This is a genomic window from Paenibacillus sp. FSL H8-0259, from assembly GCF_037963255.1.
Taxonomy (GTDB): domain Bacteria; phylum Bacillota; class Bacilli; order Paenibacillales; family Paenibacillaceae; genus Paenibacillus_AQ; species Paenibacillus_AQ phytohabitans.
In genome coordinates this window covers 6,859,883-6,884,010 of the sequence record NZ_CP150147.1, presented here as the reverse complement: position 1 = coordinate 6,884,010, position 24,128 = coordinate 6,859,883, and the positions used below count along the sequence as shown (strand labels likewise).

Annotated in this window: 19 protein-coding genes; 14 read left to right on the top strand and 5 right to left on the bottom strand. The window is 52.7% G+C overall.

Annotation, left to right across the window (positions count from 1 at the left end; all coding sequences use genetic code 11):
- Positions 1–1,758 carry a sensor histidine kinase gene (locus NSU01_RS29425; protein ID WP_076247496.1) on the top strand — a complete coding sequence of 586 codons (1,758 nt, stop codon included), beginning with the start codon at positions 1–3 and terminating at the stop codon, positions 1,756–1,758.
- 960 nt (positions 1,759–2,718) lie between these two features.
- On the opposite strand, the gene NSU01_RS29420 is transcribed toward NSU01_RS29425, so the two are convergent.
- Positions 2,719–4,425: a CPBP family intramembrane glutamic endopeptidase gene (locus tag NSU01_RS29420; RefSeq protein ID WP_076247498.1), complete on the bottom strand. Its 1,707-nt coding sequence runs from the start codon at positions 4,423–4,425 to the stop codon at positions 2,719–2,721.
- Positions 4,426–4,682: 257 nt separating this feature from the next.
- On the opposite strand from NSU01_RS29420, the gene NSU01_RS29415 reads away from it, so the two are divergent.
- The gene (locus NSU01_RS29415; RefSeq protein ID WP_076247500.1) at positions 4,683–6,053 is read left to right on the top strand and encodes a TrkH family potassium uptake protein; all 1,371 of its coding nucleotides are present in this window, start codon (positions 4,683–4,685) and stop codon (positions 6,051–6,053) included.
- A gap of 14 nt (positions 6,054–6,067) precedes the next feature.
- The gene (locus NSU01_RS29410) at positions 6,068–6,736 is read left to right on the top strand and encodes a TrkA family potassium uptake protein (RefSeq protein ID WP_039306954.1); all 669 of its coding nucleotides are present in this window, start codon (positions 6,068–6,070) and stop codon (positions 6,734–6,736) included.
- 94 nt (positions 6,737–6,830) lie between these two features.
- Here NSU01_RS29410 and NSU01_RS29405 read toward each other — a convergent pair whose 3' ends face one another.
- The 3 genes from NSU01_RS29405 to NSU01_RS29395 are packed head-to-tail and all read right to left on the bottom strand — an operon-like array spanning position 6,831 to position 8,829.
- Positions 6,831–7,523, bottom strand: a complete 693-nt coding sequence (locus tag NSU01_RS29405) for a hypothetical protein (protein ID WP_042139792.1) — start codon at positions 7,521–7,523, stop codon at positions 6,831–6,833.
- A complete protein-coding gene (locus NSU01_RS29400; protein WP_083705698.1) occupies positions 7,520–8,461 on the bottom strand; it encodes an ABC transporter ATP-binding protein in 942 nt (313 codons plus the stop codon). The genes NSU01_RS29405 and NSU01_RS29400 overlap by 4 nt, the downstream gene beginning before the upstream one ends.
- Positions 8,458–8,829 carry a GntR family transcriptional regulator gene (locus NSU01_RS29395; protein WP_144026186.1) on the bottom strand — a complete coding sequence of 124 codons (372 nt, stop codon included), beginning with the start codon at positions 8,827–8,829 and terminating at the stop codon, positions 8,458–8,460. The genes NSU01_RS29400 and NSU01_RS29395 overlap by 4 nt, the downstream gene beginning before the upstream one ends.
- Positions 8,830–9,172: 343 nt before the next feature.
- Here NSU01_RS29395 and NSU01_RS29390 point away from each other — a divergent pair, with 343 nt between their 5' ends.
- The 4 genes from NSU01_RS29390 to NSU01_RS29375 all read left to right on the top strand — a co-directional run bounded on the left by NSU01_RS29390 (position 9,173) and on the right by NSU01_RS29375 (position 15,268).
- Positions 9,173–11,440 (top strand): AraC family transcriptional regulator, encoded by a 2,268-nt coding sequence (locus NSU01_RS29390; RefSeq protein WP_076247503.1) that lies wholly within the window; start codon positions 9,173–9,175, stop codon positions 11,438–11,440.
- A gap of 239 nt (positions 11,441–11,679) precedes the next feature.
- Positions 11,680–12,636 carry an ABC transporter permease subunit gene (locus NSU01_RS29385; protein WP_039306946.1) on the top strand — a complete coding sequence of 319 codons (957 nt, stop codon included), beginning with the start codon at positions 11,680–11,682 and terminating at the stop codon, positions 12,634–12,636.
- Between the two features lie 14 nt (positions 12,637–12,650).
- Positions 12,651–13,550: a carbohydrate ABC transporter permease gene (locus NSU01_RS29380; protein ID WP_081970242.1), complete on the top strand. Its 900-nt coding sequence runs from the start codon at positions 12,651–12,653 to the stop codon at positions 13,548–13,550.
- A 62-nt stretch (positions 13,551–13,612) separates the two neighbouring features.
- Positions 13,613–15,268 carry an ABC transporter substrate-binding protein gene (locus tag NSU01_RS29375; RefSeq protein ID WP_042139788.1) on the top strand — a complete coding sequence of 552 codons (1,656 nt, stop codon included), beginning with the start codon at positions 13,613–13,615 and terminating at the stop codon, positions 15,266–15,268.
- Between the two features lie 81 nt (positions 15,269–15,349).
- Here NSU01_RS29375 and NSU01_RS29370 read toward each other — a convergent pair whose 3' ends face one another.
- Complete coding sequence (locus NSU01_RS29370; RefSeq protein ID WP_076247506.1) at positions 15,350–16,249, bottom strand: LysR family transcriptional regulator; 900 nt, start codon at positions 16,247–16,249, stop codon at positions 15,350–15,352.
- Positions 16,250–16,705: 456 nt separating this feature from the next.
- Here NSU01_RS29370 and NSU01_RS29365 point away from each other — a divergent pair, with 456 nt between their 5' ends.
- The 7 genes from NSU01_RS29365 (at position 16,706) to NSU01_RS29335 (ending at position 24,029) form a co-directional block, all read left to right on the top strand.
- Entirely contained in the window at positions 16,706–17,371 is a 666-nt protein-coding gene (locus NSU01_RS29365; protein WP_042139787.1) for a succinate dehydrogenase cytochrome b558 subunit, read from the top strand.
- 35 nt (positions 17,372–17,406) lie between these two features.
- On the top strand, positions 17,407–19,149 hold the full coding sequence (gene sdhA, locus NSU01_RS29360; RefSeq protein WP_076247508.1) for a succinate dehydrogenase flavoprotein subunit: 1,743 nt from the start codon (positions 17,407–17,409) through the stop codon (positions 19,147–19,149).
- 374 nt (positions 19,150–19,523) lie between these two features.
- Positions 19,524–20,288: a succinate dehydrogenase iron-sulfur subunit gene (gene sdhB / locus NSU01_RS29355; protein WP_042139785.1), complete on the top strand. Its 765-nt coding sequence runs from the start codon at positions 19,524–19,526 to the stop codon at positions 20,286–20,288.
- A 332-nt stretch (positions 20,289–20,620) separates the two neighbouring features.
- Positions 20,621–21,457, top strand: a complete 837-nt coding sequence (locus NSU01_RS29350; RefSeq protein ID WP_076247513.1) for a DUF3891 family protein — start codon at positions 20,621–20,623, stop codon at positions 21,455–21,457.
- 100 nt (positions 21,458–21,557) lie between these two features.
- The gene (locus NSU01_RS29345) at positions 21,558–22,265 is read left to right on the top strand and encodes an ion channel (protein WP_052422084.1); all 708 of its coding nucleotides are present in this window, start codon (positions 21,558–21,560) and stop codon (positions 22,263–22,265) included.
- A 233-nt stretch (positions 22,266–22,498) separates the two neighbouring features.
- Positions 22,499–23,431, top strand: coding sequence for a metallophosphoesterase (locus NSU01_RS29340; protein ID WP_076247516.1), 933 nt, complete (start codon positions 22,499–22,501; stop codon positions 23,429–23,431).
- Positions 23,432–23,486: 55 nt separating this feature from the next.
- Positions 23,487–24,029, top strand: a complete 543-nt coding sequence (locus tag NSU01_RS29335) for a GNAT family N-acetyltransferase (RefSeq protein WP_052422082.1) — start codon at positions 23,487–23,489, stop codon at positions 24,027–24,029.
- Positions 24,030–24,128 lie beyond the last annotated feature (99 nt).

Here is a 24,128-nt window from a genome sequence, read left to right as displayed (position 1 = left end):
ATGCAGAGGAAGCGTACGAAACCCCTATACATGCCTTTGGGCTACAAGCTGCTTATTTCCTATCTGCTGCTGGTGCTGACACCGGTTATCGGCATCGGAAGCTACGCCTATGTCTCCTCCGTGCGTTCCACTGAGGAGCACACCAGAAGCAATCTGGAGGTGGCTGTCAGGCAAATTGCCAGCAACGTCGATTACCGGCTGAAGGATGTGGTCCGCAGCACCGACGAGCTGTATACGGATCAGACCCTCTCGCGTTATTTGACAGGTTATCATTCCGGCTGGGAGAAATATAGCATCATGTCGCAGTATATTCTTCCGAGGCTGGAGAATGCTGCGAATCTGCCGGACCCGGAGGTCAAGCTGTCCGTGTATGTCAGCAACCCTAATGTCGGAGAATTCTATTACAACGAAAGTGCGGGCGATGTCCGTAAGTATTCCCTATTTCACATGGACCGTATCGAGAATGAAGACTGGTATAGAAGGCTCAAGCTGCATTACGGCTCCTATGAATGGCGGCAGGTGGGCAATGACAGGACGGATGCGAGCATCTCCTACCTGCGTCCCTTGATCAATTACGATACACTGCAGCTGAACGGCCTGATCAAGATGACGGCGAATATGAAGTATATCTTCTCTGATGCCGGCTCGGGACAGCTGGGCGAGGACAGTATTCTGTTCATCGTGGATAACGACAACCGCTTGCTCTTCATAAGCTCCCGCAACAAGGTTAAACCGGATTTGCTGCCCTCAGCTGCTTCAGACTATATTCAGCAGCCGGATTCCTATATGCAAATTAAACAGCCGGTTACGAATATGCCCGCCAGCGTAGTAGCCTGGATTCCGTATTCTTCACTGCAGAAGAATTCACAGCAGGTCCGTAATGTGACCATCGGCATCTGTCTGATCACTCTGATCCTGCTCTTTCTGATCAGTCTGGTGATGTCCCAGTATTTCGCACGGAGCTTCCAGAAGCTGATCGCTTCCCTGAAGTCTTTTAAGGAAGGGGATTTCCACAAACGGATGCCGGTGCAGGGCAATGATGAGTTTGCGGAAATCGGCAGTGCTTTTAACGACATGGCTTCAACTATACAGCGGTTAATTGACGAGGTCTATGTCGTCAACCTGGAGAAGAAAGAGACCGAGCTGCAGGTGCTGCATTCCCAGATGAATCCGCATTTCCTGTATAATACCTTCTCTTCGATCAGCCGGATGGCCAAGCTGGGGGAGATCGATAAGCTGCATGAGGTCATCCGTTCGCTGGCCAGGTTCTACCGGCTGACGCTGCACCGCGGGGAGATGATCATTCCGGTGGAGCAGGAACTGCAGATTGCCGAGTCTTATCTGGATATTCAGCGGATTAAGAATGTGGACCGTATCCAGGTGACTTATGATATTGCACCGGAGGTTCTGGAGAGCGAGAGCGTGAAGTTTATTCTGCAGCCGTTTGTGGAGAATGCGCTGGAGCATGCCTGGTACGATGATGAGATTTCGCTGATCATCCGGGCTTACCGGGAAGGAGCGGATATGATCTTCGAGGTGGAGGATAACGGGCTCGGGATGAAGGAAGAGCTGATCGGGCAGATTCTGGAGCCTGCGGGCCAGGGAATCGGCTATGGCATCCGCAATGTGGACCAGCGGATTCAGCTGCAGTACGGCAGGCAGTATGGCGTAGCCATTCACAGCTCGCTTGGTGAAGGGACGCTGATCCGGCTCCGGTTTCCCTGCCGTCCGTATCAATCTGTGCAGGACGAGTCATAGAAACGGTGTGCCTACCGGATTATGAGCAGAAGGGGCTGTCCCGTAAGTAGAATTTCTTCTACTTAAGATACCTATTTCGGGCTCCCAGCGGTTTATCTTTGGGCTTCTGCAGCAATTGTTCTTCGAGCTCCGCGTCGCAAGTTCAAGTTTCTCACCACTGATTTGGATTTGGAGGACTCGCCGAGTTCATCCAACAATGCAGCAATTGATGTATTCAGTTCCAAGTGGGAATTCACTAATAGTTGTATACTGTGCAATTAAAAACTGCGAAAAGGCAGGCTTGCCTCTTATAACTGTAGTCTGTACAACTAAATCTGCCAGAATGGTGAAAATGAAGGTTCACTTGGCCATTTAATTGTACGAAATACAACTAAACGGAGAATCGGTTATAAATCAGACGATTTAGTTGTACGAAGTGCAATTAAGTATACCGCATACCGCATACCGCATACCGCATACCGCATACCGTAATCGGGTCACTGTAAACGATTGGGCGGGACGAATAATTGCGCTGGGTATTGGCGTAGATGATGGCTATGGTGAGCCTTTCAGGAGGGGGGCTGTCGCGGCCGCCACCGGGAATAGGCAGCGTCATAGAGGGTTTCGTTCAGCCGGTTGACGGCTGCATCCACGCCACGAGCGAGGGGTCCAAAGGAATGTCTTCTTCCAGATCCCTTGGCAAGCAAAGTGGGTCCATGGACTATTGAATGTACAAAGAAATCGCTCCTTTTGAAATGGTTGGGTGGTACCTCCATTCTACCAAAAAGGCGATTTCTTTTTTGTGTTTGTTGAAAAAAGTGTTTCGTATCCCGCTTAAAACGGTCCGTTCGCGGAGCGTCCACCCAAGTGCCCACGTTGATGCTACTGCAAAATAAAGAGCTGTCCCAAGCAGCCATTTCATGGCTTGTGGGACAGCCCCATTTGGATATGCAGGGCGGATCGATACGGTTCCGTCTATGTCTAGGTCAGAGGCTGGACCGGCTCCGCCTGCTCCGGCCCCCGCGGAGGGTTGAAGCGGTACACGATGTAGCCGACGATGAACGGCAGGATGATCGTGACAATACCGGCGCCGATGTTCACCTTATCCTGCATGAAGATCAGCGTGGCCCCCATCAGGATGCTGTCAAACACCACATGGCTGAACATCACAGCGATGAAGCCGTAGCGCAGGAAAATATAGCTGAACAGCAAACCGATTACGGTTAGCTCAATCGGGCGCGAACTGACCGGATAGATCGGATAGAGGGTATGCCCGAGCGCCCAGATCAGCGTAGTGATCAGTGCAGCGATGAAGGTATTCTTCACGAGCTTCTTGAGCATCCGGATGCCGAACAACCGGTAGACAGCCTCTTCAGAGAGACCGGCAAGCCAGGCGACAATCGGCAGCAGCCAGGCGTATTTCATATTGTAGGGAGACTGGCTGGCATCTGTAGTGGACCAGTTATCCAAGGCGAATGACAGAATAATGAACATGATGGTCTGCACGCCGAGCAGGACGAATGCCCATACATATCCGGCGCGGATACTGTCCAGTACATACTGGCCGTAACCGGGCTCTTTGGCACGGGGCCAGGGGTTAAGCTTCTCTTCTGCGCGCCACAGGCCGTCGCCTCCAACCAGTGAGAAGTAGAGCAGTGAGGACATTAGCAGGCTGTACAGAACATAGATGATGAACATCACTACAGCGGTAATCCGCGCTTCGGCACTGTCACCGCCTGATTCGGGAAGCACATTGTAGCTGCTGACCATCATAATCAGGAAGTGGGCGGAGCTAAGGAAGAGCCCGCGCCTCCAGGACGTGTGACCCCGGCGCAGAATGCTGTAGATCAGCGCAAGAATACCCAGAAGCAGTGTAGGCAGGCCATAGCCGAACAAGGTGAGCTTCTTGGCAAGAGCGGTCTGGTCTTCAACATAGCTATCATGCCAGGCCGGGGCAGTGAATCCGGCGCGGAAATAGGAGACCTGCTCACCGGAGAAGTTAAAGTTATAATGCAGCAGCGCTTCTCCGACCTTAACCGAGCTCTCCGTGTAGACAAGCCCGTACTCATCGCTGCCCGTCTCGATCTGGAGCTTCGCCGGATTTGCACCCCATAGCTGCAGCCACGGGCGGGCCAGCTTTTCTTTTTGCTCAAGGGTAAGACCCGCTTCACTGCTTGCAGTTATTGCAGTACCGGCAGGGCTCGTTACAACCTTGGCCGGTCTTTCCCTGTAATCGAGTCCTGCGGCACCGGCATCGGCTCCGCGGGCAAAGGCAACTACTTCACCGGTATACATATTGATATCCACGGAGAGCAGGGCATCCGCTTCACCGGAAGGATAAAGTGCGGCATGGTAGACATCGAACGGGTACCGCTGGTCCAGCTTGTTCTTGGTGTAATCCTCAAGCAGCTTCTCCCTGGACATATAGCCGTAGAAAGAGGAGTCTGTCTTATAGAGGATAGTCCATTCATCCTTCACTCCTGCTTCGTGGCCGAGCTGCTGTGCTGCGAATGCGGCGGCTTTGTCCTGCACTTCGCTTTTGCTGATAATTGCTGTGTCCTCACCGGAGCCCTGGAAGAGCTGGGGGGCGACCTGGAACATGACAAACACAATAAGTCCGAGAATTCCAGCAAGGATAAGTTTGGTGGTAAGGGGCCGCTGCTGTAGGGGCTGGCCGACGGGATTCATGAAACGCCTCCTTGAAATGAAATACTCTTGTACATTCCATTATAATATTACTTGCCCGGCAGTTACAAAAAATTGCCGTATTATCCTTTTACGTGGAGAGGTCCAAGCTTATGCTTGTTTATTTGCAGATTGTTCTTTATTTGTACTCCAGCTTATTTTGAAAATGATTCTTTGTGAAGTTAGGCAATAACGTATATAATTTTGTATGTTTATTTGATATTGAACAATTCTTAACTTCCAATAAGGAACCTGAAAGGATGAGGAGTTTGGTTTCACCGTTTCCCAAAATAACGGGCTTCAAATTTCTGAAGCTTGCTCCTCCGCAAATCCTGGTGCTTGGGTTCGCCGTAGTAATTATGATAGGCACTTTACTGCTCATGCTTCCGGTATCAAGTGTAGCCGGGGAGCCGCTTCATTTCATGGATGCGCTGTTTACTGCGACCTCTGCCGCTTGTGTGACCGGACTTGCCGTTGTGGATACCGGAACCCACCTCAGCGGATTCGGACAGGCCGTCATTCTGGTGCTGATCCAGATCGGCGGACTCGGCTTCATGACGATGGCCACGCTGTTTGCGCTTGTGCTTAAACGCAGAATCTCGCTGCGGGACCGGCTGATTCTCCAGGAAGCAATGAATCAGAGCTCGATGGAGGGGATTGTGCGGCTGATCCGCAAAGTGCTGATCTACTCGCTGGTTATTGAGGCGGCAGGAGCCATCCTGCTGTCCGTCCGCTTTGCCTTTGATATGCCGCTTCCGCGTGCCTTATATTATGGCCTGTTTCATGCGGTGTCGATGTTTAACAATGCCGGGTTTGATCTGTTTGGCGGCCATGATAACAGCCTGACAGCATATGTCGGTGATCCTGTGATCAACTTGGTCGTGATGTTCCTGATCATCTCCGGCGGGATCGGCTTCATCGTGATGTCCGATCTGGCCGAGTACCGGCGGAAACGCCGGCTGTCGCTGCATAGTAAGGTAGTGCTGTCGATGACCTTCGGACTTATTCTGACAGGGATGGCAGTGATCTTCATCTTCGAGTTCACCAACGCACGGACGCTGGGACCTATGAACCTCGGGACCAAAATCTGGGCATCCCTGTTCCAGTCCGTTGCACCGCGTACAGCCGGAGCCAATACGCTGGATATTACAGGATTGCGCCAGGCGACACAGTTTTTCATCGTCATTCTGATGTTTATCGGCGCTTCCCCGGGTTCAACCGGCGGCGGCATCAAGACGACAACCTTCACGCTGATGATCGGAGCAGTCATCTCCATGCTGCGCGGCCGGGAGGACATCGTACTCTTCCGTTACCGGCTGGCCCAGGAGCGTGTATTCAAGGCCTTGACCATTACGCTGCTGGCTCTGCTGCTGATCGTTGCGGTATCGATGATGCTGTCGACTACGGAGGGTCTGCCTTTTCTGATGATTCTGTTCGAGACGACCTCGGCCTTCGCCAATGTGGGACTAAGTCTGGGACTGACGACGGAGCTGACACAGGTCGGCAAAATCCTGATCTGTCTGACGATGTTCGCCGGACGGCTTGGACTTCTGACGCTGGCCTATGCACTGGGTCCGAAACAGGGTAAACCTTTGTATAAGTATCCGGAAGGCAAAATGATAATTGGATAAGGGGAAATAGAGACATGAAAGCACAACAGTTTGTTGTAATCGGCCTGGGCCGCTTCGGTTCAAGTCTGGCGCTAGAGCTGATGTCCATGGGCTATGAGGTGCTTGGGATCGACCATCAGGAGGAGCGGGTGGAGGAAATGACCGGCCGGCTGACCCATGCGGTGATGGCGGATGCTACGGATGAAGGGATTATGCGCTCCCTCGGAGTGCGCAATTTCGACTGCGGGATTGTGGCGATCGGCGATAATATGGAGCGGAGTATACTGGCCGCAATTCTGCTCAAGGAGCTCGGCGTCAAGCAGGTGGTCGGCAAAGCGATCTCGATTCTGCATGGGCGCGCATTGTCGAAGCTGGGCGTGGACCGGGTGATTTTTCCGGAGCGTGATATGGGAATCCGTGTGGCCCACCAGCTGGTGACACCGAACTTACTGGACTATATTGAGATCTCCAAGGATTACAAGGTTGTTGAGCTGACAGTGCCTGCCTGTATGGACGGCAAAAGCCTCTCCGAGCTGAACACGCGCGCCAAATACGGCTGCAGCATCATTGCCCTGAACCGTGAGGACGGCATCATCGTTGCCCCGACGGCGCATGACCATGTGCATCAGGGGGATATTATGGTGGTAATCGGCTCCAATGACAGCATCGGAGAGTTCGAGGATGAAGCGGTGAATGCGGATTAGGTGCGGAAGACCAGTCTGCGTATCTCTATAAAAGAATGCAAAAAAACGTCCGGCTGACGTGCAGCCGGACGTTTTTTGCTCTTCAGAAAGACGGCTACATCCGGATGTCAGTCCGGCGGTATATCAGCCACCCGGCCCCGGCGCACAGGGCGATCATCCCCCATACTAGGAGAGTGGTTCCAGGCTCGAGCATTGCGGGGTCTGACGAGAATAATGCGAAGTTCTCCATGTACTCCATGGAAGGGAACATTTGGGAAATGAGGGCGACAGCTCCGAAATACACGATGGCCAGCAGGGTTCCGGTGATTACTTTGAATCTGTAATAACAGGCGCCGATCAGGAAGGTGGCTACCGACACATCGAGCAGGGTCAGCATGAACACGTACGCAGAGAGCAGGATCGGCCGGTCCACATCAACCGGGAGTCCGATCGAAGGAAGAACAGCCCGGCCGATCAGATACACGGCAGTCTCCGCCAGCGCAGCCGTTATGCAGAAGGCCAGCAGGGCCAGCAGCGAGCTGACGTAGAAATTGCGGCGGGTCACACTGAAGCTGCTCATCAGCGGAAAGGTAATAGCCACGGTAACGATCATGCTGACAATCATGAAGATAGACATAATATTCCGGTTAACGCTGAAGATATTGTCCGCCGTTCCCATATCCCAGGCGGGCAGAAACTTCATCAACAGTACCAGGGCGGTGTCTACACAAACGAATATACTCAGCAGAATCAAGGCGCCTCTGCGGTAATCTTTCAGATGAAACTTCATTAGACTCCGGTAGCTCATCGGTTTCCGCCTCCTTGCGAATTCTCTGCATCGCGCAGCGTCAGATATACGAACAGCTTCTGCAGCGGAACCGGAGACAGCTCAACGCCCTGATCCTGGAGCATTCTGCGTTCGGCGGGGCCGGAGAGATCCTCAAGCGCAAGCAGCAGCTTACCCCCCAGGCGTTCACTGTGCAGTACCCGGACATCCCCCAGCAGCTTCTCCAGCACGTTAGCAGGTCCGGAAGCATAGACGGCGTTGGCGGCAAAATCCTCTACAGGACCCTGGAAGGCGACACGACCTCTTTTGATATAAACCATCCGTTCAAACAGGTTCTCCGCTTCTTCGATCAGATGTGTAGTCACTACAAAGGTGCGTGGATTATTGCTGTAATCCTCAAGCAGGGTCCGGTAAAAGATTTCGCGCATCGAGGCATCGAGGCCAATTACCGGCTCATCCAGCAGCGTCAGCGGAGCACGGCTGGCCAGCCCCTTAATGATCCCTGCCATGGATTGGCCGCCGCGCGACAGCTGCTGGTAATTTTTGCTGCCCTTTAGCTGGAATTTGTCCATCAGCTCACCGGCCAGCTGCTCATCCCAATAGGGGTAGAAGATCGAGGCAAACTTGAAGATTTCCTTCAATGAGTAGTTCTCCCAGGAGCGTTCATAGGTCTTGACCAGACAGATCTGACTCAGTGCCGCTACATGCTCATTCACATGATCGCCGCCATACGTGATCAGTCCGCTGTCTGCGAACCTCTGGCCGGCAATGAGGGAGAGCAGGGTGCTTTTGCCGCTGCCGTTGGCTCCGATCAATCCATGAATCATCTCCGGCTCCAGGCTCAGCGAGATATCATGTACGCCCTGGCCTCCGCGGAAAACCTTGCTCACATGGCTTAAATCGAGCCTTGCGCCGGATGGAACTGCCGCTGCTGCATGCTTCTTCCCCGTAACCATCATCGGTTCTCATCCCCCTTACGGATCATTTCAGACAATTGCTCCGTTGTAATGCCCAGCTTCGCGGCCTCACGGATCATTGCCACCACATATTGCTCATAGAACTGCTGCCTGCGCTTATTCGTCAATTCGGAGCGTGCTCCCGCTGCAACAAACATTCCGATCCCCCGCTTTTTATACAAGATTCCCTGCTCTACGAGCAGATTCACGCCTTTGGCCGCCGTTGCCGGATTGATGCTGTAAAAGGCTGCGAACTGGTTCGTGGAAGGCACCTGGGTCTCCTCGGGCACGGTTCCATCGATGATGTCATTCTCAATCAGCTCCGCAATCTGCACGAAAATCGGCCGGTTGTCATCCATCTGGATACCCACCGCTTCACCACCTAACTGGTTAATTACTTATGTAACTAACCTTAAGCGGAAATCTGTCCGGTGTCAAGTGACATTCACCTGCAAATGACGGAAATGGGCTTCGTTTTCGAATTTGTTTGAAAAAATTTCCTATACACATATGTAAAATGTAATCTAAAATGTTAAAATAAAAACATTGAAGTGATCCGGACGGAGAGATTTGCCGCGAGGCACAAATTAATTGTCTCAGGGGGTTGGAAAATTTAAATGTAAGCGGTAACATATTGATAAAGCCAGCTGAGGTATGGACAGAAGATAATTTCAAGGCAGTTATATATAGAGACATCCTTAGGGGGATAGCAATATGAAAAAAACACCGATGATCCTGCAGCTGGCACTGATTCTATTCTGCATCATGGCGATTCCCACAGCGATTCTGACTTGGTACAGCGGGTCACAGATTATACAGAACTCAGAAGTAGCCATTGGAGAATCCACGCTTGCCGGGCTGAATGCCAACCGCAAGTTAAATGAGAATGCGCTTGCCAATCTGGCCCAGGACACGTCGCGTCTGGCGGCGACGAATATTTTTGACCGTATCCGAAGCCTTGAGACGTACGATGAAATTAACGCAAATTACAACAACGTGAGCCTGGCACTCTCTGTGACGAAAGAGCTGCTGAACTTGAACCGCCGGGTAGACGGTGTGTACTCTTCGTACTTTTATTTGAATGATTCGGATTATGTGTTCTCTACTGACAGTAGCATCACGACGCTGGAACGGTACGAGTCCATCGATTGGATTACAGAAGCGCTTGAAGGACGCAGAGGCATCAGCGGGGTGTGGGTTCCCCGTAAGCTGGAGTCGGGTGAAAATGTGGTGTCGTATGTTTATCCCCTCAACCGCCTGTCCTCCACCACCCGCGGGATTATCGTAGTCAACCTGAAAGAGAGCCAGATCGGCAAATATCTGCATGCTACAGAGATCGGAGACAGCAACTACCTGCTGCTGGACTCAGACGGTAAGGTCATTTCCTACAATGATCATTCACTGCTGCTCTCTGACGGTCAGAAGCTGCCTTACCTTCAGGAAATACTGAACCAGGAATCCAGTGAAGGCTATACATTCCACGAGCTGGAAGGCAAGCGGATGATATACGCATGGAGCCGTTCGGCAGTGTCCGGGTGGTGGAATGTGAGCTGGAGCTCCATGGATGAGCTGATGATCAAATCACGGGATATGCAGGGGAATATCATTCTGCTTACCGGAGCTATCATATTGCTCGGGACGCTGCTTGCCATCTTTCTTGCGACCTGGCTGTCCAGGCCCCTCCGGCAGCTGGTGCGGACGATCCGCTCGAAGAGCGACCTGGGTGTGGTCAATAAGAATGAGCTGGCCTTCCTGGATATGGCGTTCAAACGCATGCAGGAGGAAGAGGAAAGCCTGTTCCAGCTGCTGCAGGAGCGTGAACAGGATACCCGGAGTCTTGCAGTTCACCGTCTTTTGCGCGGTGAGATTCCGCCCCGGATCACGGAGGCTTTTCCGGAAGTAGGCTACAGAGTTGTTGTCGTGTCTATTGACCAGTACCGGCGGTATGTGGGCAATACCAATGTGGAGACGCGCAGCTATCACCGGTATCTGCTCAATGCGAAGTATGAGAGCTTCTTCCCGGAGGGGGTACTCGCCCGCAGTGTCTATCATAACGATGGCTGTATAGTGATTGTGCTGAACTTTGCTCCGGATGAGTCCGGGGAGAAGGAGGGGCTGATCCGTCAGGCGCTGGAGCAGATCCGGGATCAATCACTTGAATTGCTGGAGCATTCAGTCACAATCGGTGTAAGTGAATTGGCTGATGCACCCGAGAGGGTTGCCCTGCGGCTGTTTGAAGCGATGGAAGTCATCAAACGCCGGATGATTAACGGGGCGGGAAGCATTATGTACTGGCACGATGAAGAGGAGGGCAGCCGTAAATACCTCGATTCCGAGAGCAGTGAGCGGAGGATTCTCAACTTCCTGGATGCCGGTGAACTGGCCGGGATATTCAAAGAGCTTCAGAGCATCCGCAGCCAGATCGCTTCGGAAGAGAATATTTCCTACGATAATATTATGTTTATCTACTATCAGCTGATGGGGGCAACGATCAAGCACCTCCGTGAGAATCATATCAGCACGGGCCGGATGGTTATGGGCAGAGGGAATGTGTACTCCATTCTTGCTGCAATGGATACACTGGATGAGCTGGAGGAATATCTGCATGGTTTCTTCACTGAAATCGTACAGAGCCTGGACCGCAGCACGAGTGAAACCAATCATGCGGAACGAATCATTCATTATTTGAAGAAAAATTTCCGTGAAGAGATTGTGTTCGAGGATATGGCCAAGGAAATCGGCATCAGCTATTCTTATATGCGCAAGATCGTCTATGAGCAAACCGGCAATAGCATGATTGATTTTGTGAATCAGCTGCGGATCGAGAAGGCCAAAGAGCTGCTGCTGGATACGGAATGCTCTATCAAGCAAATCGCAGCAGAGGTTGGCTATTATAATGTTCAGAGCTTCAACCGCTTTTTCCGCAAATACGAAGGCATGCCGCCAAGCAGCTTTAAATCGGCCAAGAGTAAGAGCTCCTAAGAGCCTTCTCCTGGCCGGATTTTTTTGTCTACATTTGAAAGCGCTTTATTATTTTTGGGAATGCCTATCACATTTGATCATAATTGTGCTGCAAAGGCCTTTAGAACGGCACTTCAATCAAATTTGATGGTGATCATCAATACTCATGATTTTCAAGATCAGGCAAAGGGGCTAGCATAGAAATCGAGCCGGAGGACATTGGCCGGCAAGAAGAACATTGAAGGCAGGAGGTGAAAATTTTGAAAGTTGCAAGCGCTTCACAAACTAATAACAGTCCTTTATTAAGAAAGAAACAGGGATTCGGATATTATTTGCAGCGTGACTGGCAGCTCTACCTGCTCGTTATGCTTCCGCTGGCATTTGTAATCGTATTCAAATATTTGCCGATGACCGGACTTGTAATTGCCTTTAAGGATTACAAAATTGCACGGGGCTTCTGGGGCAGTGACTGGGTCGGAATGGAAGTCTTCCAGGAGCTGTTCGCCAAGGCTGATTTCATTAAGGCCGTCCGGAATACGCTGCTGCTCAACGTGCTTGACCTCTGCTTCAGCTTCACAATGCCGATTGTGCTGGCGCTGCTGCTGAATGAGGTCAAAAGCATACGCTTCAAGCGCATTAATCAGACGATACTGTACTTGCCTCACTTCCTGTCCTGGGTCATTATCGGGGCTATCGCTTATCAGCTTCTTAGTGAAGGCGGCGGTGTTGTTAACAATCTGATTGAACTCATGGGCGGTACCCGTATTCCGTTCCTGCAGGAAGACAATAACTGGCTGATCAGCTATCTGGCCATCGGTGTGTGGCAGAGTATGGGCTGGGGCACCATTATCTACCTGGCGGCGATGAGCGGGATTAATCCGGAGATGTATGAAGCGGCTACGGTCGATGGAGCAGGACGCTGGAGAAAGGTGTGGAATATCACGCTGCCTTCCATCCGTGCGACTATTGTGACCTTGCTGATCATGGCTCTGGGGAAAGTGATGGACGGCTCCTTCGAGCGTATTTACGCTCTGCAGAATAAGGCCACCACAGAGTTCACCACGACCATTCCGGTGCTGGTGTACCGCTGGGGGATCGAGAGCGGCAACTTCAGCCGGGCGACAGCCATCGGATTATTCCAGTCCGTCATCGGTATTATTCTGGTCATCTCAGCGGACCGTGTAGCCAAGAAACTTGGCGAGGATGGAATATTGTAGAAAGGAGAGGAACCATGAAAGCAACAGCCGGGGGCTCTGCCGCACCCCATAAAGCACGTATAGATATCTGGGAATTTCTGATCCGCTTCGCAATCGTCTTAGTCTCGCTAATATGCCTGCTGCCGTTTATTCATGTCGTATCGAAATCCCTGAGCTCTGACTCCTTCGTCATTGCCAATAAGGTCTTTTTGTGGCCGCAGGGCTTCACCATCGAAGCGTACAAAAAAATCTTCGCGGATGCCAGTATCCTCCGTTCATTGTATATCACGGTTATCGTGACTGTACTATTCACGATTCTGGGAATGATTCTGACCATCTGTGCCGCTTACCCGCTGTCGAGAGCCCAGTTCAAGGGCCGCCGGGTTATCACCTTCATCTTCCTGTTCACGATGTACTTCAGTGGAGGCATCATTCCGGACTATATGAATATCAACAATCTGGGACTGATGGATACGATCTGGTCACTGGTTCTGCCCTTGTCGTTCAGTGCCTTCAATCTGCTGATTATGAAGACTTCGCTAACGCACGGTATACCGGTAAGTCTGGAAGAATCGGCGCGGATCGACGGTGCCGGGCATTTCCGGATCCTGTTCAGCATTGTCCTGCCGCTGTCCAAGCCGATTATGGCGACACTTGCCCTCTTCTACGCAGTCGGCCGCTGGAATGCTTACCAGGATGCCCTGTTCTATATTAAGCATGAGATCTCCCTGCGGCCGCTGCAGCTCAAGCTCTATTATCTGGTTATCCAGGCGAGTGAAAGCTTCCAGCTGGAAGCCACCCAGGTACAGCTCAGTAATCCGGAGGTCCTTAAGGCATCCGTTGTAGTATTTGCTACTCTGCCTATTCTCTGTGTGTATCCGTTCGTCCAGAAATACTTCGTTCAAGGTGTTATGCTCGGGGCGGTCAAGGAGTAGTCCAGCGCTCTAGTATATAGTAATTCTATTTGAATCCGAAAATTACAAATGGGGGAATTGCGATGAACAAAAAAGGTTTTGTTTCATTATTGATGGCGTCTGTGATGACGGCCGGTATGCTGGCCGGATGCTCCGGGGGAAATAACAACGCTAAGAATGGCAACACCGAGCCTACCACAGCCCCGGCAGAATCAGCCGCAGCTACGAACCAGACTGAAGGAAGTTTCCCTGATTACTCCAAGGGCTTCGAGAAGAAGGTCTCGCTGGATATTCCGGTCTACGAACGGGCGTATGAGGGCTGGAATGTGTCCGATAACTATTATACCCGCTGGGTACAAGCGGAATTTGGCGACAAGTACAATATCGAAGTCAATTATGTACCGATTACCCGCGCCAAAGAGGTAACAGATTACGAGCAGCTGCTGGCATCGCATAAAGCCCCTGATATCATCTTCCATTACGACATGCCGCAAGCGCTTACTTATTATGGTGAGGATGTTATGCAGCCGCTGGATTATGCTGAAATCGAAAATTACGCACCAACCTATTGGAAAAACATGGGCTCCACTATTGAGCAGTATGGTACAGTGGATGATCAGAAAACCTTCTTCTTCGCTGCCCGCCCTGAAGCCGACAACTTCGTCAACATTATCCGCAAGGACTGGGTTGAAAAGGTTGGCATGAAGGTTGAAGATTTGACTTCCCTGGAGAAATACAACGAGATGCTGGCGAAATGGAAAGAGGCCGGACTCGGTGTGACCGGCGGCAACCTGCTGCAGAACTTCTATAACTTTAACTATGCCTTCCGTGAATGGCCGGTTGACGCGAAATACCGTGCGCTGTATTCCGATCTTAGCGTAGCTGACCTTACCACGGCTGATACAGAGGCTTACTTACGAAACCTGAACTATCAGTATAATAACGGTCTGCTTGATAAGGAATTCTATCTGCGTAACGACGAGCCTAAGGTCAAAGCTGAATTTGTTTCCGGCAAAACAGGGAACTTCGCCTTCTACCTGGCAAACAATACGGATGTCTTTGCTGCTACCCTGCAGAACAACCCGGATGCTGAATTTGCTGTAGTGCCTCCTTATGCAGGTGTTCCGGAAGGCAATAAGCCTCAAGGACGCGCCTACTGGCCGTTCGGCTTCATCATGGGGATTAACTATGAATCTACACCTGAGGAACGTGCTGCAGTCTGGATGTATCTGGAATGGCTCAGCCAGCCGGAGAACCTGTTCAAATTCCAGAACGGTATCGAAGGGGAGAACTATACACTTGATGCAGACGGTATTGCGCTGAAGAATCCAGATTACAAAGGCGAAGCTGTTCTGGCACAGAACAATAACAAAGATTACTGGGGCCTTGTAACTGAAATTGCACAGTATCCGGATGCAGCCAAAACCCGCACGGCTAATCTACGCAACTGGGCACCGGCCGGCTATGAGACGCTTGCTGATGATCTGGTGAAGTATTACGATGAAGTTGCCGAATTCCGTACACCGGATGCCCTGTTCAACGTTGTACTGGAGAAGGTAAACGAATACAAAGCGGACCTGAATACACTGTTCCAGGAACTGTATGTGAAGGTCGTGCTGGCTCCTGAAGCTGAATTCGATGCTACCTATGAAGCAGCCAAGAAGACTTACCTGGATGCAGGCTACCAGGAAGTTCTGGATGAGAAGCAAGCTGCCATTGATGCAGGTAAGTTCCGCTAATCCTATGTCATAAAATCTCTGTAACACATTCACCCGGCAGGCTATTCCGTAGCAATATGGAAGCTTGCCGGGTGATTTCTGTTATTCGCGTCCGGACAGGAACACTTCTTCTGTTACCTGCACGAGGCAGCGTGCTGCAGTGCTAAGTCCGCCGCTACCCTGGTAGATCAGGCAGGTGGTCCGCTGCGTCTGTTCCAGCTCCTTGATGTGCAGGGAGACGAGTCCCCCGCCGTTCAGCAGCTCCGGGCGGAGATAAGACTTCGGCAGCAGCGCGGCCGCCTTGATGGTCGGCAGCAGCCGGACAATCGCTTCGAAGGAGTCGATCTCCATCCGCACATCGGGATCAACGCCGCAGCGCTGGAACAGATCATCAGTCGTCCGGCGGTACCAGGTGCCCTTGGAGAAGAGAATCATCGGCAGCCGGGAGAGATGCTCCATCGTGAGCCGCGGAGACTGGGCCAGCGGGTGGTGCTCGGCGACGACCAGCCGGAGCTGGTCCTCGAACAGCGGGATGCAGCGCAGCCCCGGCTCCTGAACCTGGGAGGCGATGATGCCGACATCGCATTTGCCCTCGCTGACTGCGGTAACCATCTCATGTGTCTTCCCGGTGATCAGCTTCAGCTCGGCCGCCGGGTATTTATCCATGTAGGCATTCACCAGCGGAGGCAGTGTGGTTTGCAGTGTGGTCAGGCTGGCCCCCAGCGTGACGAGCTGCGGTTCGCCTTCCTTGAACTTGGACAACGCTTCCAGGAACTTGGAACGCTGCTGCCGCTGCTCCAGCGCGTAGGTATAAGTGAGCCGTCCTACCTCCGTAAGCTCCAGCCGCTTGCCGAAACGGTGAAACAGGGCGACCCCGAGCCGTTCCTCCAGCTTGGATATTTTGCGGGACAGAGCGGGCTGGGACAGGTTAAGCTGGCGGGAGGCCCGGTTCAGGCTGGAATGCTCCACAACTGCAGCAAAAGCGTCTAAATCATCGTACATTACAAGCACTCCTTTGTCCCGATCTGTAAACGGCGGATTGTATTAGAAGATTGCTGGTTAAGGATTCCAATGGATTAGTGATAAAAAGCATAGCCGGGAGCCGGGAGATACGTTGATTTATAGGAGTATTCGTCTGAAACTGAAGTGAATTCTCAGTCTAAATGAGAATTATTATCATATTAAAAATATTCTTATGCGTTTATTGTATAACGATTAATAATTAGATTGCAATTCCCTTATAAGCGAAAAAAGAGTAACATGAAAAGTGACACAAGATATTCACATATTGTGAATAATAAAGCAAAGTCCGGGAAAACAATGAAAAGTGGTGCAAATAGACATTTTGCTGCTTACTGCAGCCTGCCGCTGCCCTGTTTCAACTGTACTCCCGGCGGTGTATGCTCTTTAAAAAGATAATTTGAAAACGCTGTTTTAATTGGAAAGGGGACACTTTGCATGAGAGGATTTTATTCCAGAAAGATTCATTCCTTGCTCGGCATTATCCCGCTCGGGGCCTTTTTCCTTGAGCACATGCTGACGAACTTCGCAGCAGTAGAGGGTGGTGCTTCCGGTTTCACAGACAGTGTGCTCTGGCTGAACAGCCTGCCGCTGGTCTTCTTCCTGGAATTGTTCGGCATCTGGCTGCCACTGCTGTACCACGGAGTGTACGGCCTGTACATCGCTTATCAGTCGAAGCCGAACCTGAACCGCTACAATCTGGAAAGAAACTGGCGTTATACGCTGCAGCGCATCAGCGGAATCGTCACCTTCATCTTCATTGTCTGGCATCTGTACGATACCCGTGTCCAGGTGGCGCTTGGCAATGTAGAGCATGAAGAACTGGGCGGTGTCATGCACAATATTGTGACTAATCCGCTGCTGATGACCTTCTATATCATCGGTATTGTAGCAGCCTGCTTCCATTTCTCCAATGGCCTGTGGTCCTTCCTGATCAGCTGGGGTATTACTGTGGGGCCGCGTTCGCAGCGGGTGTCCTCTATCCTCTGTCTCGGTGTGTTCGTACTTGTTACCTTCATGTTCGTACTGTCACTGGTGACTTTCCGTGACGATGAATTTCAAACCGCAGCCACGGCGATGCAGTCGCTCCGCAGCTTTATTTAGGAATATACAGATTTTAATTCAGGAGGGGAACAATCATGGCATCAGCCGATATTATCATCGTGGGCGGCGGTCTGGCCGGCCTGATGGCTACCATTAAGGCCGCCGAATCCGGCGCGCATGTACATCTATTCTCACTGGTCCCTGTCAAAAGATCACATTCGGTCTGCGCGCAAGGCGGCATCAATGGCGCAGTAAATACAAAGGGCGAGGGCGACTCGCCCTGGGAGCATTTTGACGATACCGTCTACGGCGGCGACTTCCTGGCCAACCAGCCCCCGGTCAAAGCGATGTGCGAAGCCGCACCGGGCATTATCCACCTGATGGACCGGATGGGCGTCATGTTCAACCGCACGCCGGAGGGGCTGCTCGACTTCCGCCGGTTCGGCGGGACGAAGCGCCACCGGACAGCGTTCGCCGGAGCGACAACCGGCCAGCAGCTGCTGTATGCGCTGGATGAGCAGGTGCGCCGCTGGGAAGCCGAAGGCCTGGTGACCAAGAGCGAGAACTGGGAATTCCTCTCCGTTATTCTCGATGACGAGCGTGTATGCCGCGGCATCAGCGCCCAGAATCTGAAGACGATGGAGATTCAGACCTTCCCGGCGGATGCGGTCATTCTGGCCAGCGGCGGCCCGGGGATTATTTTCGGCAAAACAACGAACTCGGTCATCAATACTGGAACCGCTGCAAGCGCTGTATATCAGCAGGGTGTGCATTATGCGAACGGGGAATTCATCCAGATCCACCCGACAGCCATCCCGGGCGATGACAAGCTGCGGCTGATGTCGGAATCGGCGCGCGGCGAAGGCGGACGTATCTGGACCTACAAGGACGGCAAGCCGTGGTATTTCCTCGAAGAGAAATATCCTTCCTACGGCAATCTGGTGCCGCGCGATATCGCAACACGTGAGATTTTCAATGTGTGTGTGGATCAGGGACTGGGCATTAACGGCGAGAACATGGTATACCTGGATCTTTCGCATAAGGACCCGAAGGAGCTCGACGTCAAGCTGGGCGGTATTATCGAGATCTACGAGAAGTTCATGGGCGATGATCCCCGCAAAATTCCGATGAAAATCTTCCCCGCTGTGCATTATTCGATGGGCGGCATGTGGGTTGACTATAACCAGATGACGAATATTCCCGGCTTGTTCGCCGCAGGGGAATGTGAATATCAGTACCACGGGGCGAACCGCCTTGGCGCGAACTCGCTGGTATCGGCCATTTATGGCGGTATGGTCTCCGGGCCGAAGGCTGTGGAATATATCAAAGGCCTCAAGAAGTCGGTCCAGGATATCTCCTCCACGGTGTTCGACAGCTTTCACAAGACTCAGACGGACAAATATGAGTCTCTGCTGGGGATGACAGGCACGGAGAATGCTTACGTAATCCACAAGGAGCTTGGCGAATGGATGACGGCTAACATGACCGTGGTGCGTGAGAACAAGAAGCTTGAAGCGACCATCGGCAAAATCAAAGAGCTGAAGGAACGCTACCGCAACATTAACATGAGCGACACTTCACGCTGGAGCAACCAGGGCGTTGCCTTCACGCGCCAGCTGTGGAATATGCTGGAGCTGTCAGAAGCAATGACCCTCGGAGCGCTGCTGCGCAACGAGAGCCGGGGGGCGCATTACAAGCCGGAGTTCCCGACGCGCAATGATGAGGAATTCCTCAAGACGACCAAAGCCGCCTGGACGCCTGACGGCCCGCAAATCTCATACGACGAAGTCGATGTCTCGCTGATTCCTCCGCGGGTCCGGGATTACTCGAAGGACTGATAGGACGAAGCGGCAGTACAGTAGGGACGCTGAATGGCTGGCATGTCCTGGCGGCGGGGAATCTGCAGTTTAACTGTATTTCATACAGCTATTCCTGCACCGCTGCCACATGGGAGACGAATAACTGTATTCAGTGCAGTTAGAATCTTCTGGACGGGCTGGAATGAGCCTTTTTATGAAATATAAATGTATAAAGTGCAGTTAAATCGTAAATTAGGCTGGAACCCCTGGTTTTAGTTGTACAAAGTGCAGTTAGCGCCGGAATCGAAAGATCATCAATACGTTAAAAGCTTAAAGCGTGTGCTTCCGGAGCGAGTTTGGCGAACTGGATTCGGAGAAGGCTATGCTATCCAAAATTTTAGGAGGTAACTGACATGGCGGAAACTGCAGCAGCTCCCAAAAACGTAAAATTTATCATTACCCGCCAAGACGAGCCGGAAACGAACCCGTATACGGAGGAGTTCGAGCTTGCCTACCGTCCGGGAATGAATGTGATCAGCGCGCTGATGGAAATCCAGCGCAATCCGGTGAACGCGAAGGGTGACAATACGGTTCCGGTGTGCTGGGAATCGAATTGTCTGGAGGAAGTATGCGGCGCCTGTTCCATGGTGATCAACGGCAAGCCGCGGCAGGCCTGCGCAGCGCTGATCGATAACCTGGAGCAGCCGGTGCGCATTGAGCCGATGAAGACCTTCCCGGTAGTCCGTGACCTGGTGATTGACCGCAGCCGGATGTTCAATGCCCTGAAGCGGGTTAAGGCCTGGATTCCGATCGACGGCACTTATGATCTGGGTCCGGGACCCCGGATGCCGGAGAAGAAGCGCCAGTGGGCTTATGAGTTATCCAAGTGCATGACCTGCGGTGTCTGCCTGGAGGCTTGCCCGAATGTCAACGAGAAGACCAATTTCATCGGTCCTGCAGCCATCTCGCAGGTGCGCCTGTTCAACGCCCACCCTACAGGTGAGATGAACTCTGATGAGCGCCTGGAGGCACTGATGGAAGACGGCGGTATCGACGGCTGCGGCAACTCGCAGAACTGCGTGCGCGCCTGCCCGAAGGGAATTCCGCTGACCACCTCCATTGCCGAGATCAACAAGCAGACGACGAAGCATATGTTCAAGCGCTGGCTGGGCGTGTAACGATACAGCTTGCATTTTCTTTACGATTTATATCTGCGGCAGTGTAATCAGCTGCTATCCTTAAACCACAGGCCGTTCAGGAGTATTTCCTGAACGGCCTGTTTGCGCCAGGAGTTCATTTCCTGTTCCGGTTGGAACTGGAAAGGGCTATTGCAGCCGGATATGTTTCTTTCAGGGTGGAAAAAGGGTACATTTTTAGACAGTCTTATATTGTGTTGCGCATACAATAGAGCCGTTAAGGTGCGCCGCATTCCAATAAATATAGGTGGATATGTTATAATCTACATAGTGGATGGCAGGATTCAGACAGCGGATAACGGGGAGGAATTACAGTGATTTGTCGTGAACAGGACGGAGCGTTTGTGATGGTGAAGCAGCATGAGCACGGGCTGCTGGCCGGGGAATTTGCGAAGTGGTTCAAGGAGGAGCATACGCCTGCGGAAGGCCGCCGGGAGGAGGTGCTGCGGGCGGTGAGCAATCATGACCGGGGCTGGATCGATCTGGATGAGACGCCGTTCTGGAACGATGCGGAAGATGCGCCGTACAGCTTCATCGACTTCCCGGTTGTGCCTAAGCTGACTTTTTATAGACGGGGCATCAACGAGGTTGAAGCGGATACGCCTTATGGGGCGCTGCTGTGCAGCTCTCATTTCGAACGGCTGATCGAGGTATCGGGAGAGGAATGCCCGGAGCTCACCCGGTATCTGCAGGATGAAGCGGAGCGCAGAGCCCGTATCCACCGTGAGCTGGAGCAGAGCCGGCCACTTGAAGAAGGCGAACTGTATTATGACGCCAGACTGCTGCAGTTCTGTGATGACCTGTCGCTGTTTCTGGCGCTGAGCGAGCCGGGCAGCGCCGAGTCCGAGAAGCATCCCTGGTTCGCAGACGGCTTCTCGGGCAGCGAGGAATTCAGCTTCACATCCGGACGTGCGATTCAGGCAGAGTGGCAGGACAACGCTACGCTGACGCTTACCCCGTTCCCGTTCACGAAAGAGATCGGAGTAAGCTTCAAGCTGCGGCGGGTCAGCCGCAAGGATATAGAGCATAAAAGCATCGCTCTGGCATACAAGGAGACACCGGAGGAAGAATGCCGGATCACTGTAATCAGCGGAGCAGGAGAAGACGATGTGCAGGTGAAGACAGGTACCGGTGAACGCACTGCCGGTTAGGCAGAGGGCGCAGGGACGGGTCGCAGCATTTTATCCGTGAGGATAACGGTACCTTCAGGGCAGGACAGGAGTCCGGGGCCGTAGAACAGGAGAGTAAGGCATGGCGTGGTGGATATGGATTTTCAATTTTGCTGTAATCATATTGCTGGCGCTGTGGTTTCTCCGGATTAAGCTGAGCTGGATGGGCAAAGGCGTTCTGCTGGCTCCCATTCTGATCTATGCCCTGATTTCGGTTGAGGATCTGCTGAACCTGATCGATCTGGGCACCATTGTACCCGGCAACCGGGGACTGCGCGGTCTGATTCTGATTTTTGTCCTGGCTTCGGTCCTGTTCTATATTCTGTTTATTTTTCATGAGATCAAGGACTCCAACAGCAAGGAAGTCAGGCTGCAGCAGACACTGGTCCGGATCAGCATCGCGGCGTTTACCTGCATTATTTTTTTTACAGTCGTATATACATCCATATATAAGCTGTTTGGCCAGTCCTCCTTCCAGGGCGAGGGGATAGGCCAGGATCTGCTCAGCCAGCTGATCACCTTCCTGTACTTCAGCGTAGCTACATTTACGACAGTCGGTTACGGGGATGTGGCCCCCATAGATAACACTTCGCGGCTTGTTGTAGTTATGCAGATCTGCTTCAGCTTCATAACCGTTGCCTATGCCCTGTCCATGCTGGGCTTGTTCCGCAAAATTCTCGGACCCGGCACCACTGAAGAGGAGATTGAGGCGGCTATAGAAGTGGACATTGATGACAAAGTGGAAGAAGCTGTAACGGATAAGCATGAGGAGAGAGAGCAGGAAGAATAGGAAGAAAAGGAAGCACCGGATGAACGGGAAGCACCGGATGCCGGAACCCCGCCGAAGCGGCCTGGAAGCAATAAGATGTCTGATGAACCAGCGGATTAGCCTGACGATTAGCCGTATCTCAGGCGCTGATGAATGAACCGGAGGAAATATTGCCAATAAGCGCAGCATGCTCTGTATACGAACATAAGCGGCATTAACCGAATAGATTTCAGGATAGAAAGGAGAATCTCCCTATGAGTACAAAATCGTCCGGGGGCTCTCCCAGGTCTGACCTGCCGGCAGCAGGCACCGGCGGTCATACCCCTCCGCAGAAAGAGGGGGCCGGCGGCCGCAAAATGACCCGCCGCCAGTTCCTCGCCCGGGGGGCGGCAACCGTAGTTGGCGCCGGCCTGCTTACCGGCGGCTATGCCTGGCAGGGCGAGCCGAACTGGCTGGAGATTACGCGGAGGGAGCTGCCGCTGAAGGATCTCCCTTCGGCTTTTGCCGGTACCCGGCTCGTTCATTTCAGCGATGTGCATCTGGGCTTCAACAAGGATGCGCATGATCTGGCCCGGCTGACTAAGCACATCAAGGAGGAGAAGCCGGATCTGATCTGCTTCACCGGGGATATTGTGGACAGCTACGCCGAGGATTTGACAGACTCGGTCGCTATACTGGCAGAGCTTGAAGCTCCGCTGGGCAAGTACGCCATCCTGGGCAACCATGATTACAAGAATACGGAGCTGCTAACCCGCCTGCTGAACGAGTCCGGCTTCCATGTGCTGCGGAACCAGTCCTACCTGATCAAGCAGGGCGGCGCCGTGATGGCGGTGGCAGGACTGGACGATATGCTGCATGGCAAGCCGGACCCGGAGGCCGCAATCCAGGGCATCCCGGACGGCACGTTCACGGTGCTGATGATGCATGAGCCGGATTACGCCGATACGGCGGAAGGGTATCCGTTTCACCTGCAGCTCTCGGGGCACAGCCACGGCGGTCAGATCCGTCTGCCGCTGCTGGGTGCGCCGTTCACGCCTTACGGCTCGCAGAAATACATAGACGGCCTGTATTACACAGAGAATAAGGCGATGCCGGTGTATGTGAACAGGGGATTCGGCGAAACCATGATGCCGCTGCGCTTCATGTGCCGGCCGGAGCTTACTGTACTGACTCTGCGCCGGGAGTAAGACGGCAGAGCTTGAGGATGCGGCTTAACGAGAGCAGCAGAAGAGGGTGAAGTTCATGAGCACTTATGAAGCGATTATGGGTATGGCGCTGCAGGGAGCGGCGGTAGAACTGAAAAGTATGGCATCCGCTGACGGTGCAGTGCTGCGGGCGCTGCTCTCCCATCCGGAGGTGCAGCCGCATATTCAGCTGCGCCAGGGCTCATCCTCCCAGCAGGGCGTTCTGGATAAGCTGGTGAACCGGATGCTGCATGGTTATGACCCTTGCGCATTGCATGCAGGCATCTATCTCAAAGGACAGCCGGAGCTGATCGGATCGGTCTCCCTGCAGAACTGGAACCGGCATGAGGGCAAGGCGGTGCTGGGGTATATGCTTAATCCTGCATGGTGGGGGCGCGGTTTCGCCACTGAAGCACTGGGGCTGCTGCTGGCCTACGGGTTCCGCGAACTGGAGCTGCTGAAGGTGGAGGGACGCTGCCGCGGGGACAACCTCAGATCGGAGCAGGTGATGCTCAAGAATGGTCTGACCCTGGAGCGGACACTGCCGATGGCGGACGGCTCGGGCGATGTAATGAAAGTATTCACATTGTTACACAATTGAAATAATGCCGTTATCAAACTCTAACAGTCTCCGGTTAAACTAAGTACATGACCCCCTTTTGAAAATATAACTGCTGTTGGGACCCGATGATTCGGGTCC